Origin of the sequence: Sellimonas catena (genome assembly GCF_027924685.1) — a bacterium.
Taxonomy (GTDB): Bacteria; Bacillota; Clostridia; order Lachnospirales; family Lachnospiraceae; genus Sellimonas; species Sellimonas catena.
Genome location: NZ_BSBO01000017.1, coordinates 1 through 16,894 on the forward strand (window position 1 = coordinate 1; position 16,894 = coordinate 16,894).

The following is a 16,894-nucleotide window of genomic DNA, read 5'->3' on the forward strand; positions in this document are numbered from 1 at the left end:
ACAGAGAAAACCACAATCTGGACAGATGCAGAACACAGTTTACACTGGTCAAGGATATGGAAGCAAAGTGGGATACAATGAACGAAATCGTGAAAAAGTATCAAAAATAGTGAAAAGTGTGATATAATCAACCTGATAATGTAAGAAATGAATCAATTTATCAAGGAGGAAAAGGCATGTCTATTTTAGTAACAGGAGGGGCGGGCTTTATTGGAAGCCATACCTGTGTGGAGCTCTTAAATGCAGGATATGAAGTAGTTGTTGTGGACAATTTATATAACTCTTCTAAAGAAGCTCTGAAAAGAGTGGAGGAGATCACAGGAAAAACTGTGAAATTCTATGAAGCAGACATCCGCGACAAAGAGGCAATGAATGAAATTTTCGATAAAGAAGCAGATATCGAATCTGTTATTCATTTTGCAGGACTCAAAGCAGTAGGAGAATCTGTTGTAAAACCGATCGAATACTATGATAATAATATTGCCGGTACACTTGTGCTGTGTGATGTTATGAGAAATCACGGCGTGAAGAATATTATTTTCAGCTCTTCTGCAACGGTTTACGGAGATCCGGCATTTATCCCGATCACAGAAGAATGCCCGAAAGGAACATGTACCAACCCATACGGCTGGACAAAATGGATGTTAGAGCAGATCCTGACGGATTTACATACAGCAGATCCGGAATGGAACGTGGTACTGCTCCGCTACTTCAATCCGATCGGTGCGCATAAGAGCGGAAAAATCGGCGAGGATCCGAAAGGAATCCCGAACAACCTGATCCCGTACATTACTCAGGTTGCCATCGGCAAATTAGAGAAACTCGGCGTATTCGGAAATGATTACGATACTCATGACGGCACAGGAGTGCGCGATTACATCCACGTTGTAGACCTTGCTATTGGACATGTACGCGCTGTAGAAAAGCTGAAAGAAAAAGCGGGCGTATCCGTATACAACCTGGGAACAGGAAATGGATATTCCGTACTTGACATGGTAAAAGCATTCAGCAAGGCATGCGGAAAAGAAATCCCTTACGAGATTAAACCGCGCCGTGCAGGAGACATTGCAACCTGTTACTGTGACGCTACAAAGGCGAAGAATGAACTGCACTGGGTAGCAGAACGCGGACTGGAAGAAATGTGCGAAGACTCCTGGAGATGGCAGAGCCAGAATCCGGATGGATATGGAGATAAATAATATAAAAATGGGAAAAACAGCAGGGAGAAACTTAAATGTTTCTCCCTGTATCTTCTCTTCGAAGTGACCGGCTGATGCCTTTGACGGAGGATGAATACTCCAACGGGGACATTCCGGTTGCTTTTTTAAATTGTTTGGAAAAATACTGCAGCGAGCTGTAGGAAAGAAAATATGCAATTTCTGTAAAATTCATCGTACCATCACGAATAATATCCTTGGCACGTTCGATTTTCATATTGTTAAAATATTCAATAACGCCGCAGCCCTTTTCTTTGTGGAACAGTGCCTGCAGGGCAGAACGGCTTAGAGAATGTGCCTCACATATATCTGTGATTGTAAGCTGTTCGCAGATATGGAATTCCATATATTCAATGATTTTCTCCATGCGTTCACTCTTATTCATTGCACGTTCCGGAGAAAACGTTGGTGCGGGACTCTGGGTGGATGTGTTCTGGGCACCGTGATTTCTCGCAACGGTGATCAGGAAAAGCTCCAGATAAAGAAGAATCAGCTGTTCAGAGCCGAACGGTGTATTGGGGCGCAGTTTAACCTGTTCGATGGATGGAAGGTTCATCGGAGTGGCAAGTGTTTCGCGTGCAATGCTGATCAATTTGGATATGAGGGTACGTTCTTCCATTGTCAAAGTACAACGCTTCTGCCTGAATATCTGCATAGCAGAAGAGTGGGTAACGAATGATACGGCAACAAGATTCGGAGATGTATTGCCGACAGATTCGATTGCATGAAATTCGTTTGGCTCGTGGAAGATGATATCACCCGCATGAAGAAGATACTGTTCCTCACCGGCCTGGATCCGGACACTTCCCTTGTCTACATAGGCAAATTCCCAGAAATCATGAGCTTCGCCATGAAAAATAAAATCCCGTATGTATTCAAAATAATGTATGGTAATAATGGAATTAATGACAATTTCTCTTTTTAAATGTGTTTTTACATAGGTCATGAAGCTGCCTCCTTTTCGTTATTGTAGCAGAATATGGATAATAAGACAAGAAAATCAGATAATAAGGCAAGCGGGTTTATGCAAAACCATGTATAATTGGAAATACAATAGGGTGAAACTGAACAAAATGGACAAAAAGGAAGGAAATTGGTATGATTGAGATCACTAAAGCAGGTACAACTCTTATATTCGATGAGAATAAGCTGACCTTTGAGATGCGAAGAGATCAGGAAGCATGGAGATGGGCCGGTAATTATGTACCGAAGATGATTTGTGAAGAAGGAGAATTTCTGTTTCAGGATGCCAGCAGAATTTCACATGAAAAAGCCGAGAATGGAACGGGAAGCGGAATCCTCAGTGTTTATGAGGGATTTTGTGTAAACGGTACAGAAACTCCTTACACCTTTGAAACATTTGTGTGGATTGAAGAGGCAACAGGGGATGTGTTTTTTGAGTGGATTCCTGTAAAAGAAGAGGGGCTTCAGGTGCAGAAAGTGCTCTGGCCGGGTGAAATGGAATTTGAAGAAGCGAAAGAAGACTGGTATACACTTCTGAATCAGGAACAGGGCATGTTGATCCCGAATACATGGCCGCAGGAGTTAAAACCGGTGATTTTTGACGGATTTTTCGGAACTGCAGGAGGATATATGCCGTGGTTTGGCCAGGTACGAGGATGTGCAGGATATATTGCGATCTGTGTAACGCCGTGGAATGCAGGATATCAGGCAGAGCATCCGGCAAACGGACCATATTCTCATGTCAGCGTGAGATTTGAGCCAAGTCTTGGAAAAATGGATTACAGAAGAATTATGAAATATACTCTGTTATCTGACTGCGATTATAATGATCTTTGTAAAGTATACAGAAATTATGTCAATGAACAGGGAAGACTCAGAACACTGGAAGAAAAAGCAGCAAGAAATCCTTCTGTAAATGACCTGATCGGATGTGCATTTGTACATAAGGGAATCAAGACAGAAGTGCAGCCGAATTCTGATTTCTTTGACCCGGAAAATCCGGAGAAAAACAACCATCTGACTACATTTGAAACAAGAGAAAAAGAAATCCGTCATCTTCATGATCTCGGCGTAGAAAAGCTGTATCTGCATCTGGACGGATGGGCACAGCCGGGATACGATAATCAGCATCCGGATTACCTTCCGGCATGTAAAGAGGCCGGCGGATGGGAAGGCATGAAATCTCTGGCAGATACCATGCATGAATGCGGATATATGTTTGGAATCCATGATCAGTACAGAGATTACTATCTGGCAGCTCCAAGCTTTGATGAAAATTATGCTTGCCGTCTCACAGATGGAAGCATTCCAAAACATCAGAGATGGGCGGGCGGACCACAGTCCTATCTGTGCGCGACACAGGCTCCTTACTATGTAAAGAGAAACTTCCAGGAAATTGAGAAAAACGGAATCCGTCTGGATGGTGCTTATCTGGACGTATTTACATGTAATGAGGGAGACGAGTGCGATAATCCTATGCACAGAATGACAAGAAGAGACTGTTATGAATTCCGTGCAAAATGCTTTGAATACCTTCTTTCAAAAGGAATTCTTCCAAGTTCTGAAGAGGTAAGCGACTGGGCAGTACCAAGTCTGGTATTCTGCCATTACGCGCCGTATGATTTCATGCTGCGCCAGCCGGGAGAACCAAAGCAGGGAATTCCGGTACCGCTTTATAACCTTGTTTATCATGACTGCGTGATCGAACCGTGGATGATGGATAAAGTAAGTGAGGAAGAAGACTACATGCTGTATGCGCTTCTGAACGGCGGAGCACCTTACCTGATCCGTGACGCCGCTTATCCGAATTTTGACGGTGCATTTGAAGCAGGTGTGGAATTAAAGCTGGAAGAAGATATCAAACGCTGCAAAGTGGTTTCGGACCTTCATGAAAAAGTTGCAAAATGCGAGATGGTACGTCATGAGATGGTAGACAGCAATCCGATGATTCAGCGGACTACGTTCTCAGACGGAACGCAGGTAACGGTTGACTTTGAAAAACAGACATATGAGATTGCTTAAAAAGTAAATATAAATGAAAATGGCGGAATTTATGTGACAGCATTGAAATCATATAGATTCCGCCGTGTTTTTAAAGCGGCACTTTATTGTGCTAATATACAAAAATCAAACTGAAAAAATAGGACAAGGTGTACAGACAAAACAAATGATAAGAATGTGTATTATGCAATTAGACTAAAAGCAGGATGATTTGACAATATAACAGGACGATAGGAAAAGCATTTATGCATAAAAAACTATATAATTAAGTCAATCGATAGTTGAAAATTACAATATAAAGGAAGAAAGTGAGGGGTAATGTTGGGCGGTAAGATTACAATTGCTTTGGCAGGTCTGGGAAGCCGTGGGAAAGATACTTACGCACAGGCGGTAAAAAAGTTTCCGGAGAAAATGGAAATTGTAGCAATCGCAGACATTGATCCTGATAAGGTAAAGGAAGTGGCGGAAGAGTTCCATATTCCTCAGGAAAGATGCTTCGTAAGTGCGGAAGATCTGATTGCACAGGACAAGCTTGCTGATGTGATGTTCATCACAACGCAGGATCAGCAGCATGTAAGGCAGGCTATACCGGCGTTGAGAAAAGGATATCATCTGCTTCTTGAAAAGCCGATATCACCGGATCTGGATGAGTGCAGAGAATTGGTTAAAGTCGCGAAAGAATGCGACAGACAGGTTATTGTATGTCATGTGCTCCGATATACACCTATCTACTCTAAAGTAAAGGAAGTTATTGATTCGGGAGTAGCGGGTGATATTGTTTCAGTTATGTCTATTGAAAATGTTGGATACTGGCATCAGGCACATAGTTTTGTCAGAGGAAACTGGAGAAATTCCAATACGACCAGCCCTATGATTTTGCAGAAGTGCTGTCACGATATGGATTTACTGCTGTGGCTGACAGGAAAGACATGCGAGTCGGTATCTTCTTTTGGGGATACATACTTATTCAAAGAAGATTGCGCTCCGGAAGGTGCTGCTCACCGCTGTATGGATGGATGTAAAGTAAAGGACAGTTGTCCGTATGATGCAGAGAAGATTTATCTGAAACATCCGGAAATTGGCGTTGAAAATGGTCATACAGAGTGGCCGGTGAATGTACTGACGCTGCATCCTACAGTAGAGAGTGTAACAGAGGCGATCAAGACGGGACCTTATGGTCGGTGCGTGTATTACTGTGACAATAATGTGGTTGACCATCAGGTCGTGAACTTAAAGATGACAGATGGTTCAACGATCAGCCATACGATGTGCGGCTTTACAGGAACTGGAAGCCGTTATGCAAAGTTTATGGGAACAAAAGGCGAGATTATCGCCGATATGACAGCTAATACAATTCAGATTACACCGTTTGGTCAAGAAACGCAGACAATCGATGTAAACAAAATTGCTACGGATTTCTCCGGACACGGCGGCGGAGATGTCAGAATGGTAGAAGAGTTTATTGATATGCTGCTCGAAGGGAAGGGCCCTTCCGGAAGAACTACAACTGTAGAGCAGTCTGTAGAAAGTCACTACTGTGCGCTTGCTGCAGAACAATCCAGATTACACGGTGGTGCTGTAGTGGATCTGGATACATTAAGAAATTAATGTTTGATATGTAAATGGGACACCATTTCATATATGCGAGAAACTGGCGAAAGCTAAAAAAGAAAAGGAGAGTGTTATTATGAAAAAGAACCTCAAAAAAATTACGGCTGTTGGTTTGACAGCTATTCTCGGCGCCGGCCTCCTTGCTGGTTGCGGCGGTGATGGTAAAAGTGCTGACGGAAAAACAGAAATCGTATTTGGTATCTGGGATGAGAATCAGAGACCGGCGATGGAGCAGATGGCTGAAGCTTATGAAAAAGAGCATGACGATGTAACTATTGAAATTCAGTTGACACCATACAAAGATTACTTCACAAAGCTGGAAACATCTGCAACAGGTGGAAAAGCTCCAGACGTATTCTGGGTAAACGTACTTCACCTTGACTCTTATGTAGAAGGTGGTATCCTTGCAGATCTGACAGATGCAATTGCTGATTCTGATATCAATGACAGCTATTCTGAGACTCTGGTTAACAACTATGTGCGTGATGGTAAAAATTATGGTGTACCGAAGGACTTCGATACAAACGCATTATGGTACAACAAAGAAATGTTTGATCAGGCAGGTGTTGCATACCCGACAGACGATATGACATATGAAGATCTTGTAGCTCTGGCAACAGAACTGAAAGACAAACTTCCGGATGGTGTATATCCGTTTGCCTGCCCGGTAGACTTCCAGACATGGTACTATCAGACAGTATTTGCTAACGATGGATGGATCTTAAATGATGACGCTACAGAGACAGGATACACAGACGAGAAGACAATGGCTGGTATCCAGTGCTGGATTGATATGATCAATGCCGGATTATCTCCGAGTTCTTCCGCACTTTCTGAAACAGGATCAGATGCAATGTTTGAAGGTGAACAGATTGCCATGACATTTGCAGGTTCTTACATGGTTCCGGAATATGCTGCAAACGAAACAATTAAAGACAAAATTGATTGTGTAGAAATTCCTACATTCAACGGAAAAGAAGACAATGTTATTAATGGTCTTGCTTACTGCGTATACGAAGGATCCAAGAACAAAGATGCTGCTACAGAATTTGCAATCTGGCTTGGAAGTGCAGAAGCACAGCAGATCCAGGGCGAAACAGGTGTAGTTATCTCCGCGAGAACAGATGCTCAGCACTGCTTCGGAGAAGCAAATGACAAATATAACCTTGCAGCTTATACAAACCATGCAGACGAAGCATATCCACTTCCGGTTTGCAACAAAGCAGCTGAGCTGTACGATCTGGAAGCACAGTACCTCAAACAGGCTTATGACGGAACTATGACTCTGGAAGAAGCTTGTACACAGTTAAAAGAAGAGGCGGATGCATTACTCGCAGAATAAGTGTAGGTGATAAGTAAATGCCTGAAAATAAAGCAGTAGCGAAAGGCTCTAAAAAGGGCCTTTCCTGGAAGAAAAAGGACTGGATTGCGGGCTATATTTTTATCGCACCGGTTACACTCGGTCTTCTTGTATTTTATATCTGGCCCTTTATTCAGAATGTATGGTTCAGTTTTAACGATGTAAACAAGTTTAATATGACGACTTTCTGTGGCCTTGAAAACTATAAACAGTTGATCGGGGACAAAGAAGTGTGGGCAGCACTTGGAACAACGTTGAAATACGTAGTGTTTACAGTGCCGATTGGGCTGTTCCTTTCTATTCTGGTTGCAGCACTTTTGAACTCTAAGATTAAAGGAAAATCCATCTATCGTACATTGTACTTCCTTCCGTCTGTAACAATGGCAGCAGCTGTTGCTATGGTATGGAAATGGATCTACAATGAGCAGATGGGTGTTCTGAACAGTGCGATCCGTGCGCTTGGCGGAGAGGGACATGGATGGTTGACAGATCCAAGTACAGCACTATTCTGCATTATGCTGGTTGGACTTTGGATGAAAGTTGGATACGATATGATTATCCTTCTGGCCGGTATGCAGGGAATCTCCAACAGCTACTATGAAGCGGCAGCGCTTGACGGGGCCGGACCGATTCAGCAGTTCTTTAAGATTACGATTCCGATGCTGACACCAACGATTTTCTTTACCATGATTACAGGAATTATCAGTGGATTCCAGGTATTCGACGTTATCTTCATGATGATCGGTAAGACGAATCCGGCATACGAAAGTACGAAGACAGTTGTTATGTTATTCTACCGTACCGCATTTGACTATGGATATAAGGGATATGCGGCGGCAATCTCCATTTTGATTTTCGTAATTATTATGTTAGTTACGGTTGTTCAGATGTGGGGACAGAAGAAATGGGTTAATTACGATTAAGGAGGAAAAGATCAATGAGAGGAAAAGCAAAAATAAATCATCTGATTGTCCATCTGATCCTTCTGGCCGGAACAATAATTGTTGTATTCCCGTTTCTCTGGATGATTTTGACATCCTTCAAAACAAATGGCGAAGCGATGCAGATTCCGCCAACAATTTTACCGACAGAATGGGTAACAGATTCTTATCAGGAAATATTGACAGCTATTCCGTTTGCTACGGTATATATGAACACCATTATTTCGGCTGTAGTTACAACAGCAGTTCAGGTTGCATTTTGTGCGATGGCAGCATATGCTTTTGCAAGAATTGAATTCCCGTTCAAGAACATTATTTTCGTTCTTCTTCTTTCAGTACTTATGGTTCCGGGACAGATCTTCCTGATTCCTCAGTATTTGATTGTGCAGAAATTGGGATTGCTTGATACATTGCCGGCATTGATGCTTCCTAACCTGTTCAGTGCATTTGGTACATTCCTTCTGAGACAGTTCTTCATGTCTCTTCCGAAAGAACTTGAAGAAGCTGCAGTTCTGGATGGATGCAGCCGTTATCAGATTTTTGGAAAAATCATGCTTCCGCTTGTAAAACCAGGCATTGTAGCGCTGGTAATCTTTACAGTAAAGTTTGCATGGAATGACTTTATGTGGCCAATGATCGTTAATACTTCTACAGATAAAATGATTCTTGGACCGGCTCTTGCAACTCTGCAGGGTCAGTACACCACCCAATATCCAATGCAGATGGCCGGAGCAGTATTAGCTGTAGTTCCACTTGTCATTCTGTTCTTCATCTTCCAGAAGCAGTTCATTGAAGGTGTTGCACAGTCTGGTATTAAAGGCTAAAAATTACATAAGTATTTTTGGGGCGCAGAAAAATCTGCGCCCTTGCTTTTTACCGCGGATTCTGCTATGCTGAGAGAGTAATCTAATCACAAATCTATGTTCAAATCTGATTTATTTTCAATTCAAAGGAGGCTTCTGCCTATGCGTAAAAAGCAAAGAAAAACCATATCTAAAACTCACAGAAAAACCATATCTCAAAACAGCAGTGTTAATCGAAAGTACAAAGACACACTTTTCCGAATGATCTTCCGGGACAGGAAAAATCTTTTATCTCTCTACAATGCATTGAACAACTCTTCTTACACAAACCCCGATGAAATGGAAATTACAACACTGGAAGATGTTATTTATGTAGGAATGAAAAACGACGTATCTTTTCTTTTTTCCAGCATTATGAATCTGTACGAACACCAAAGCACAGTGAATCCGAATATGCCCGTACGTGGACTTTTCTATCTGGCGAGAATTTATCAAAACTATATAAAGAAAATGGACCTTAATATTTACAGCTCCGGGCAGATTCCTTTACCGGTTCCGGTATATGTGGTATTCTATAATGGAGGAAAGGCGGAAGACGAATACCAGGAATTGAAGCTTTCGGATGCGTTCATGAAATCGGAATTCACAGGGCAGGTAGCTTTGGAGTGCAATGTAATGGTGATTAATATTAACCTGGGACATAACGAAGAATTGTTGGAAAACTGCAAAATTTTGTGGGAGTACGCATACTTTGTAAACGAGGTCCGGGAGAACCAGAAGCATGGATTTTCCATAGAAGAAGCGGTTCGGAAAGCTCAGAAGAACTGTATTGAACAGGATATACTGAAAGAATTCCTGAAGAAAAACAGTGCGGAGGTGAAGGACGTGATTCTGGAAGAGTTCAATCAGGAGCAGTATGAGGAAGGACTCCGAAAAGAAGGACAGATGGAGGGCAGAAAAGAAACATTGATTAATCTTTACCGGAAACATCTTCTGACGCTGGAGCAGGCGGCAGAGGAATATGGAACGACAGTGGAAGAGTTTCAGAAACTCCTGTGATTGCTCCGGCGGGCAGCCGGATATCCTTTCCGGCCGTTATAAAGAAGATTTGAAAACCGGCCTTCTGGTGTTATAATAGTATTGTTGGGAAACATCAATTTTGAGTCAGGAGGTACATATCATGAAAGTATTGATGATCAATGGAAGTCCGAAGAAAAACGGGAATACATCGATTGCCTTGCAGGAAATGGAAAAAATTTTTGCAGAAGAGGGAATTGAGACAGAAATTCTGCATGTCGGAAACAAGCCGGTCAGAGGCTGCATAGCCTGCGGGCAGTGTTTCGAGAAAGGCAGATGTGTCTTTGATGATATTGTAAATCAGGCGGCAGAGAAGTTTGAGGAATGTGACGGACTTGTTGTAGGATCACCGGTCTATTATGCGTCAGCAAATGCAACACTGGTAGCATTTCTGACAAGACTTTTCTACAGTACACATTTTGATAAAACAATGAAAGTCGGTGCTGCGGTGGCAGTAGCCAGAAGAGGTGGACTTTCCTCTACTTTTGATGAGTTGAATAAATTTTTTACTATTTCAGGCATGCCGGTAGCATCCGGACAGTACTGGAACAGCATTCACGGAAGAGAGCCGGGAGAGGCCGCAGAGGATGCGGAAGGATTGCAGAGTATGCGCACACTTGCCAGAAATATGGCATTTCTGATGAAGAGTATTAAGCTCGGAAAAGAAACATATGGACTGCCGGAAAAGGAAGATCCGATCAGAACAAATTTTGTCCGTTAGACCATATTGTAATCGTTGACATTACATCGAAATGCGGATAAAATAGTATGCATGAAGGAGGAATTTACGATGCAGATTTCAAGTAGATTTACTCTGGCAGTACACATTTTTGCCTGTATCGATGTGTTTGGAAAAGATCATAAGGTCACAAGCAGTTTAATTGCGGAGAGTACCAATGTAAATCCGGTGATTATCCGGAAGATTCTTCTGCAGCTGAAGGCGGCGGGGCTTGTAAATGTGGCACGGGGTTCAGGAGGAACAACGGTTGCCAAACCATTAAGTGAAATCACATTTCTCGATATTTACCGTGCAGTGGAGTGTATTGAAAATGGAGAACTGTTCCACTTTCATGAGAATCCAAATGCCGACTGTCCTGTCGGGAGAAATATTCACAGAATACTGGATGATAAGCTGGAACGTGTGCAAACCGCAATGGAAAGAGAACTTGCATCCATCACTTTGGAGGATGTCAGACGGGATACGGAGAACTATATCTCCACAGGAGCCGTTGCAGACTAGATGAAAGAACATCTATGGAGCAATGGCTCCATTTTTACACCAATCTGTTTTTAAAGAGCAAATGAAAAGGAGAAAGAACGTGGAAGCGAAAGAAATCATCAAAAAAGACATGGAAGCCCTGTACCTTGGTAATCTGAATACAGTAGAGTTTAATCTGAATCTTCCCAAAAAGGGAAAGTATGGGTCAGAAATTATCTGGAAATCAGGACACGAGCGCTTCCTGGATTCTGAAGGAAATGTAAAAAGACCTCCGTACGGGACGGGAGACCGGACGATCTCACTATGGGCAACATTTTGTGCCGGCGGTGTTACAGAGGAGAAAGAGTATAAAGTCTGTATCCTGGAAGAGAAGCCTCAAATAGTGGTTGAAAGTGTAGAAGAACCGGAGCTGGAGGCACAGGCGGGGGTACAGGTTTATCTTCCGTATGTGGCTGTGATTCATACCAGAGACGGGAAGACACTGGTACACCGGATAAACTGGAAAGAGGGTGCGCAAAGAGTATATGAACGGGTCGGAAACTTTCGGGAGGAAGGCATGCTGGACGGCCTGGACTTTCCGGTTTTCTGCAAAGTGACAGTCAAAAAAGAGATTCAGAAAGTGGAAAAGAACACAGAACCGCTGATTGGCTATTTTGACCATGGAGAAGCAGTCCTGGAGGAGGGAAGCAGATTTTATACAGCACAGGAGGAGATGCAGGAATTTCTGCTTCAGATGGATGATGACAGAATGCTTTATAATTTCAGGGAGGCCAGCGGGCTGGATGTGAAAGGAGCAGAGCCGATGACCGGATGGGACGCGCCGGAATGTCATCTCAAAGGGCATACAAGCGGTCATTATCTGTCAGCGCTTGCGCTTTGCTATAAGGCAGGCGGAAACAAAACGATTAAAGAAAAAGCATGTTATATGATTGAGGAACTTGGCAAATGTCAGGATGCTTTTGAAAAAATACCGGGAATCCGGAAAGGATTTTTAAGCGGGTACCCGGAAGATCAGTTTGATAAGCTGGAGGAATACACCCCGTATCCTGAGATATGGGCTCCTTATTATACACTTCACAAGATTTTTGCAGGTCTTCTGGACTGTTATGAGTTTGTCGGAATTGACCAGGCACTTGAAATTGCCGTAAAACTTGGTGAGTGGGTATATCGCCGTCTTTCGGGGCTTCCGAGGGAAAAGCGGATGAAGATGTGGGGAATGTACATTGCGGGTGAATATGGTGGAATGAATGACGTCATGGCCAGACTGTACCGGATTACCGGAAAGAAAGAATTCCTGGAGACCGCCGGATATTTTGATAACGAAAAGCTGTTTCTGCCAATGGAAAAAGGGATTGATGCGCTGGAAAACCTGCATGCGAATCAGCATATTCCTCAGGTGATAGGGGCAATGGAAATATTCCGTGCCTCCGGAGAAAAGCGGTATTATGACATTGCTTCCTATTTCTGGAAAGCGGTAACAGAGTCGCACTTATATACGATCGGAGGAACCGGAGAAAATGAGATGTTTCACGGTCCGGGGTGCATCGGGAATCTCCTGACAAAGCATACAGCGGAAAGCTGTGCATCCTATAATATGCTGAAGCTCACAAAAGAGCTGTACCGGTATGAGAATAAAAAGGAAATGATGGATTATTATGAGAGGACAATGACCAATCATATTCTTGGAGGCAGAGAACATGGTGCAACGGGAGAAACGGTATACTTTATGCCGCTGGCTCCGGGATTCCATAAAGAATTTGAGCATGAGAATTCCTGCTGCCATGGAACGGGAATGGAGAGTCATTTCAAATATGCCGATATGATTTACGCATATCAGGGAGAGAAACTGTTTGTCAATCTGTTTGTAAAATCCAGGCTGGAATGGAAAGAGGCCGGAATCACCATCCGTCAGAAAACAGAGATGGAAGCTCCGGAATCGGTTATTCTGGAAGTGGAAAGCAAGAGAGAATTCCCGATGTATATCCGGATTCCAAAATGGAGCCGGGAAGGAAGAAAAATCTGGATGGATAGTGTGGAACAGAATGGATGGACCGAAGCGGATGGATATATCCAGATGGATGTGCCGGAAGGCAGGCATGAAATCCGCTGCCTGTTCCCGTGCGGATTTTATCTGGAAAAGACCCCGGACCGTCCGGAACTTCATACCCTGCTGTACGGACCATATGTCCTGGCGGCCTTGAGCGGTGACAAGAATTTTCTGGAACTGGATCTTGACGGTCAAAAGGCAGCTGATGAAGTACGCAAAACAGGGCTGGAATTTCAGTATCGGGATCTGACCTGGAAACCGCTGTTTGATATTGAGGAAGAAGCATTTCAGGTGTACTGGAAGAAGAAGTAACAAGGCAGCAATGTATGCAGTGAAAATTCCGGAGATGAACTTCGGGATTTTCCTGTTTATAGAAGAAATTGTTCAAAGAATTTACAACTATTGGGGAAAACACCCGTCAGGAATTGACATATTGCACAAAAAATGATACGCTATATCCAACCTATAATATAGCTTATGGCACCGGGAGGTAATATGAATCTGATTTTTGAACTGGGGCGGGCGCAAAGGCTGAGAGAAGATATCGAAAAGATGATTATTGTAGAAAAAAGAGAAATTACAGCCTATAAAAGCCTGGAAGGAAGGAAAAAGGGCGGGCATGTATGTGCAATTGATGGACAATGGAAAGACTATGTAATGGGAACGGCGTGGAATCAGGTGGATGCCCACCGGTGGTTCCGTACAACAATTACGATCCCGGAATCTATGGACGGGAAGCATGTGGAGTTCCTGATTACAACAGGACGGGAAGGTGAATGGGATGCAACGAATCCGCAGATGATTTTCTATCTGGACGGACAGTTGATTCAGGGGATTGATGTGAATCATCGGGAAGTGACAATCTCAGGAAAGGCCAAGGCCGGTGACTCTTATGAAATTGCGGTTCTTGCCTATAGCGGGATGGTAGAAGGGGATCTTGTGATTCATACATACCTTATTGCAGTAGATGACCGGGTACAGAAACTGTATTATGATTTGCTGATTCCTCTTCAGAGTGCCTATGTATTGAAAAAGGCGGACGAAGAAAACTACAGAAGAGTACTTCAAAGTATGGCACCGGCGCTGGATGCACTTGATTTGCGGGATGCATACTCGGAGAAATTTTACAGTTCGATTGAAAAGGCTGAACAGATTTTAAAAGAAGCTTTCTATAGTGAAGAACGGGAGTGTCCGACAGTCAGCGCCATCGGGCATACACATATTGATATTGCATGGCTCTGGACGGTGGAGCAGACAAGGGAGAAAGTACTTCGCAGCTTTTCTACTGTACTTCGTCTCATGGAGCAGTATCCGGACTATAAATTCATGTCCAGTCAGCCGATTCTCTATCAGTTTGTAAAAGAGCAGGAGCCGGAAATGTATGAGAAAATCAAAGAACGGATCCGGGAAGGCAGATGGGAAGTAGACGGAGCCATGTGGCTGGAAGCAGACTGCAACCTGACGGGAGGAGAATCACTTGTCAGACAGATCATCAAGGGTCATCGTTTCTTTCTGGAGGAGTTTGGAAAAGAAAGTAAATCTTTGTGGCTCCCTGATGTTTTCGGTTATTCTGCCGCACTGCCGCAGATTCTGAAAAAATCCGGAATTCCATATTTCATGACAACGAAAATCGCATGGAATCAGTACGACCAGCTTCCGAATGATACATTCATATGGAAGGGAATCGATGGATCGGAAGTCTTTGCATTTATGCCGACAACAACGGATTATGATAAGGATCAGGGACTGAATATTTCTTTCTCTGATACAAGAAATACAACGACCTATACAGGAATCGTAAACCCAAATATGGCGCTCGGAACATTTAAACGGTTCCAGAACCGTGATCTGACAGAAGATACTTTGATGCTCTTTGGATTCGGCGATGGAGGCGGCGGTCCGACCAAAGAAATGCTGGAGAGTGCCGAAAGGCTGAAATACGGAATACCGGGAATTCCGAAAATCCGTCAGGAATTTGAACAGGATTATTTTGACCGGACATATGAAAAGATACACGATCTTCCGGACATGCCGACCTGGGATGGAGAACTGTATTTCGAATACCACAGGGGAACTCTGACTTCCATGGCAAGAAACAAGCGGAGTAACAGAAAGAACGAGATTCTGTACACGCAGATGGAGACGGCCTCCTGTATGGCCGGTATAGAAAAAGATGAACAGCTTCAAAATGTGCTGGACAAGGGCTGGGATATTCTTCTCATCAACCAGTTCCATGATATTGTACCGGGTTCCAGTATCAAACCGGTGTACGAACAGACAGATAAAGAGTATCATGAAATTGAAGAGGCGGGAAAAGAGGAATTGAATCGGGTTGTATCCGCGGCTGTCGGCAGGCTTTCAATGGAAAAAGAAGGCGTCGTAGTGATGAATACCCAGGGATATGAGAGAGATGATCTCGTAGTGCTGGATGATGGAACAGAAATCCCGAGACTTGTAGATGAAGACGGAAGAAATGTGCCTGCGCAAAAAACGGCAGATGGCAGATATCTGCTCTATGTAAGCCATATTCCGCCGCTTGGATATAAAAAATTATATGAAACAGAGGAATTACTCGAAGAAAGTACCGGAAAAGAATGGGATTACACATTTGAGAATCCATTTATCAAGGTCTGTTTTAATGAGAAGATGGAAATTACGTCGCTCTATGAAAAAGAAGCAGAAAAAGAGCTGATTCAGGAAGGCAGGTGCGGTAACGTTCTACGGACATATGAAGACCGTCCGATGCAGTGGGATAACTGGGACATTGACGTGTTTTATCAGAGAAAACCTTATGAGGCAGACTGGTATTCTCCGGCAAGAGTTATTGAAAATGGAGAAGTCCGCATGGTAGTGGAATTTGAATGTGGATTCCTTGATTCGACAGTGACGCAGCAGGTATGTCTGTATCACCAGATCCCGAGGATTGACTTCCGGACGAAAGCAGACTGGAAAACGCATCATGTGATTTTGAAAACACATTTTCCGGTAGATGTCAATACGACAAGAGCGTCATATGAAATCCAGTTTGGAAATGTGGAACGTGAGACGACAAACAACTACAGCTGGGATACGGCGAAATTTGAAGCGTGTGGACACAAGTGGGCGGATCTTTCAGAAAACAGTTCCGGAATCAGTCTGCTCAATGACTGTAAGTATGGATATGGAATCAAAAAAGGTGATATGAGTCTGACTCTGATCAAATCCGGAACCTATCCGAACGAAGATGCTGATATCGGAGAGCATGAATTTACCTATTCCATCTATCCGCATGCGGGAAGATGGCAGGAAGCGAAAACCGTAGAGATGGCATACAACCTGAATGTGCCGATGCTGGCAAAGAGAACCGGAAGGCAGGAGGGCTGCGGCGGAGAATACGAAAGCTTCCTGAAATGCAGTCAGGAGAGCTGTTTTGTGGAAGTCATCAAAAAAGCAGAAGATGGAAACGGCGTGATTGTCAGAATGTACGAGAATAAAAATAATCGCGTCAGAGCACAGATTCAGACAGCATATCCGATTGCACATGTATATGAATGTAATCTTCTGGAAGAAAATGAAGAAGAACTTACGGCCGGCAAAAACTGTTTTGAGACCGTATTTAAACCATATGAGATTAAGACATTCCGGCTGATCTTTGAATAAATGGAACCGGGGAAAA

12 protein-coding genes are annotated in these 16,894 nt (G+C 43.4%); 11 read left to right on the top strand and 1 reads right to left on the bottom strand.

Annotated elements, in window-relative coordinates:
• Positions 1 to 176: 176 nt before the first annotated feature.
• Positions 177 to 1,199, top strand: coding sequence for a UDP-glucose 4-epimerase GalE (galE, locus tag Selli1_RS09020; RefSeq protein WP_087166647.1), 1,023 nt, complete (start codon positions 177 to 179; stop codon positions 1,197 to 1,199).
• 31 nt (positions 1,200 to 1,230) lie between these two features.
• On the opposite strand, the gene Selli1_RS09025 is transcribed toward galE, so the two are convergent.
• On the bottom strand, positions 1,231 to 2,163 hold the full coding sequence (locus Selli1_RS09025) for an AraC family transcriptional regulator (RefSeq protein ID WP_087166648.1): 933 nt from the start codon (positions 2,161 to 2,163) through the stop codon (positions 1,231 to 1,233).
• Positions 2,164 to 2,315: 152 nt separating this feature from the next.
• On the opposite strand from Selli1_RS09025, the gene Selli1_RS09030 reads away from it, so the two are divergent.
• From Selli1_RS09030 to Selli1_RS09075, 10 genes are all read left to right on the top strand, one after another.
• Positions 2,316 to 4,202, top strand: coding sequence for a DUF5696 domain-containing protein (locus Selli1_RS09030; RefSeq protein ID WP_087166649.1), 1,887 nt, complete (start codon positions 2,316 to 2,318; stop codon positions 4,200 to 4,202).
• 297 nt (positions 4,203 to 4,499) lie between these two features.
• On the top strand, positions 4,500 to 5,789 hold the full coding sequence (locus Selli1_RS09035; protein ID WP_330677539.1) for a Gfo/Idh/MocA family protein: 1,290 nt from the start codon (positions 4,500 to 4,502) through the stop codon (positions 5,787 to 5,789).
• A gap of 79 nt (positions 5,790 to 5,868) precedes the next feature.
• Positions 5,869 to 7,134, top strand: a complete 1,266-nt coding sequence (locus Selli1_RS09040; protein ID WP_087166650.1) for an ABC transporter substrate-binding protein — start codon at positions 5,869 to 5,871, stop codon at positions 7,132 to 7,134.
• A gap of 17 nt (positions 7,135 to 7,151) precedes the next feature.
• A complete protein-coding gene (locus Selli1_RS09045; RefSeq protein WP_281872800.1) occupies positions 7,152 to 8,075 on the top strand; it encodes a carbohydrate ABC transporter permease in 924 nt (307 codons plus the stop codon).
• A gap of 14 nt (positions 8,076 to 8,089) precedes the next feature.
• Positions 8,090 to 8,917 carry a carbohydrate ABC transporter permease gene (locus Selli1_RS09050; RefSeq protein ID WP_281872802.1) on the top strand — a complete coding sequence of 276 codons (828 nt, stop codon included), beginning with the start codon at positions 8,090 to 8,092 and terminating at the stop codon, positions 8,915 to 8,917.
• 141 nt (positions 8,918 to 9,058) lie between these two features.
• Positions 9,059 to 9,955: an Rpn family recombination-promoting nuclease/putative transposase gene (locus Selli1_RS09055; protein ID WP_281844164.1), complete on the top strand. Its 897-nt coding sequence runs from the start codon at positions 9,059 to 9,061 to the stop codon at positions 9,953 to 9,955.
• A gap of 121 nt (positions 9,956 to 10,076) precedes the next feature.
• Entirely contained in the window at positions 10,077 to 10,694 is a 618-nt protein-coding gene (locus tag Selli1_RS09060; protein WP_087166653.1) for a flavodoxin family protein, read from the top strand.
• A 69-nt stretch (positions 10,695 to 10,763) separates the two neighbouring features.
• Entirely contained in the window at positions 10,764 to 11,213 is a 450-nt protein-coding gene (locus Selli1_RS09065) for an Rrf2 family transcriptional regulator (protein ID WP_138372632.1), read from the top strand.
• 79 nt (positions 11,214 to 11,292) lie between these two features.
• On the top strand, positions 11,293 to 13,551 hold the full coding sequence (locus tag Selli1_RS09070; protein WP_171027868.1) for a beta-L-arabinofuranosidase domain-containing protein: 2,259 nt from the start codon (positions 11,293 to 11,295) through the stop codon (positions 13,549 to 13,551).
• A 183-nt stretch (positions 13,552 to 13,734) separates the two neighbouring features.
• On the top strand, positions 13,735 to 16,878 hold the full coding sequence (locus tag Selli1_RS09075; protein WP_281872805.1) for an alpha-mannosidase: 3,144 nt from the start codon (positions 13,735 to 13,737) through the stop codon (positions 16,876 to 16,878).
• Positions 16,879 to 16,894 lie beyond the last annotated feature (16 nt).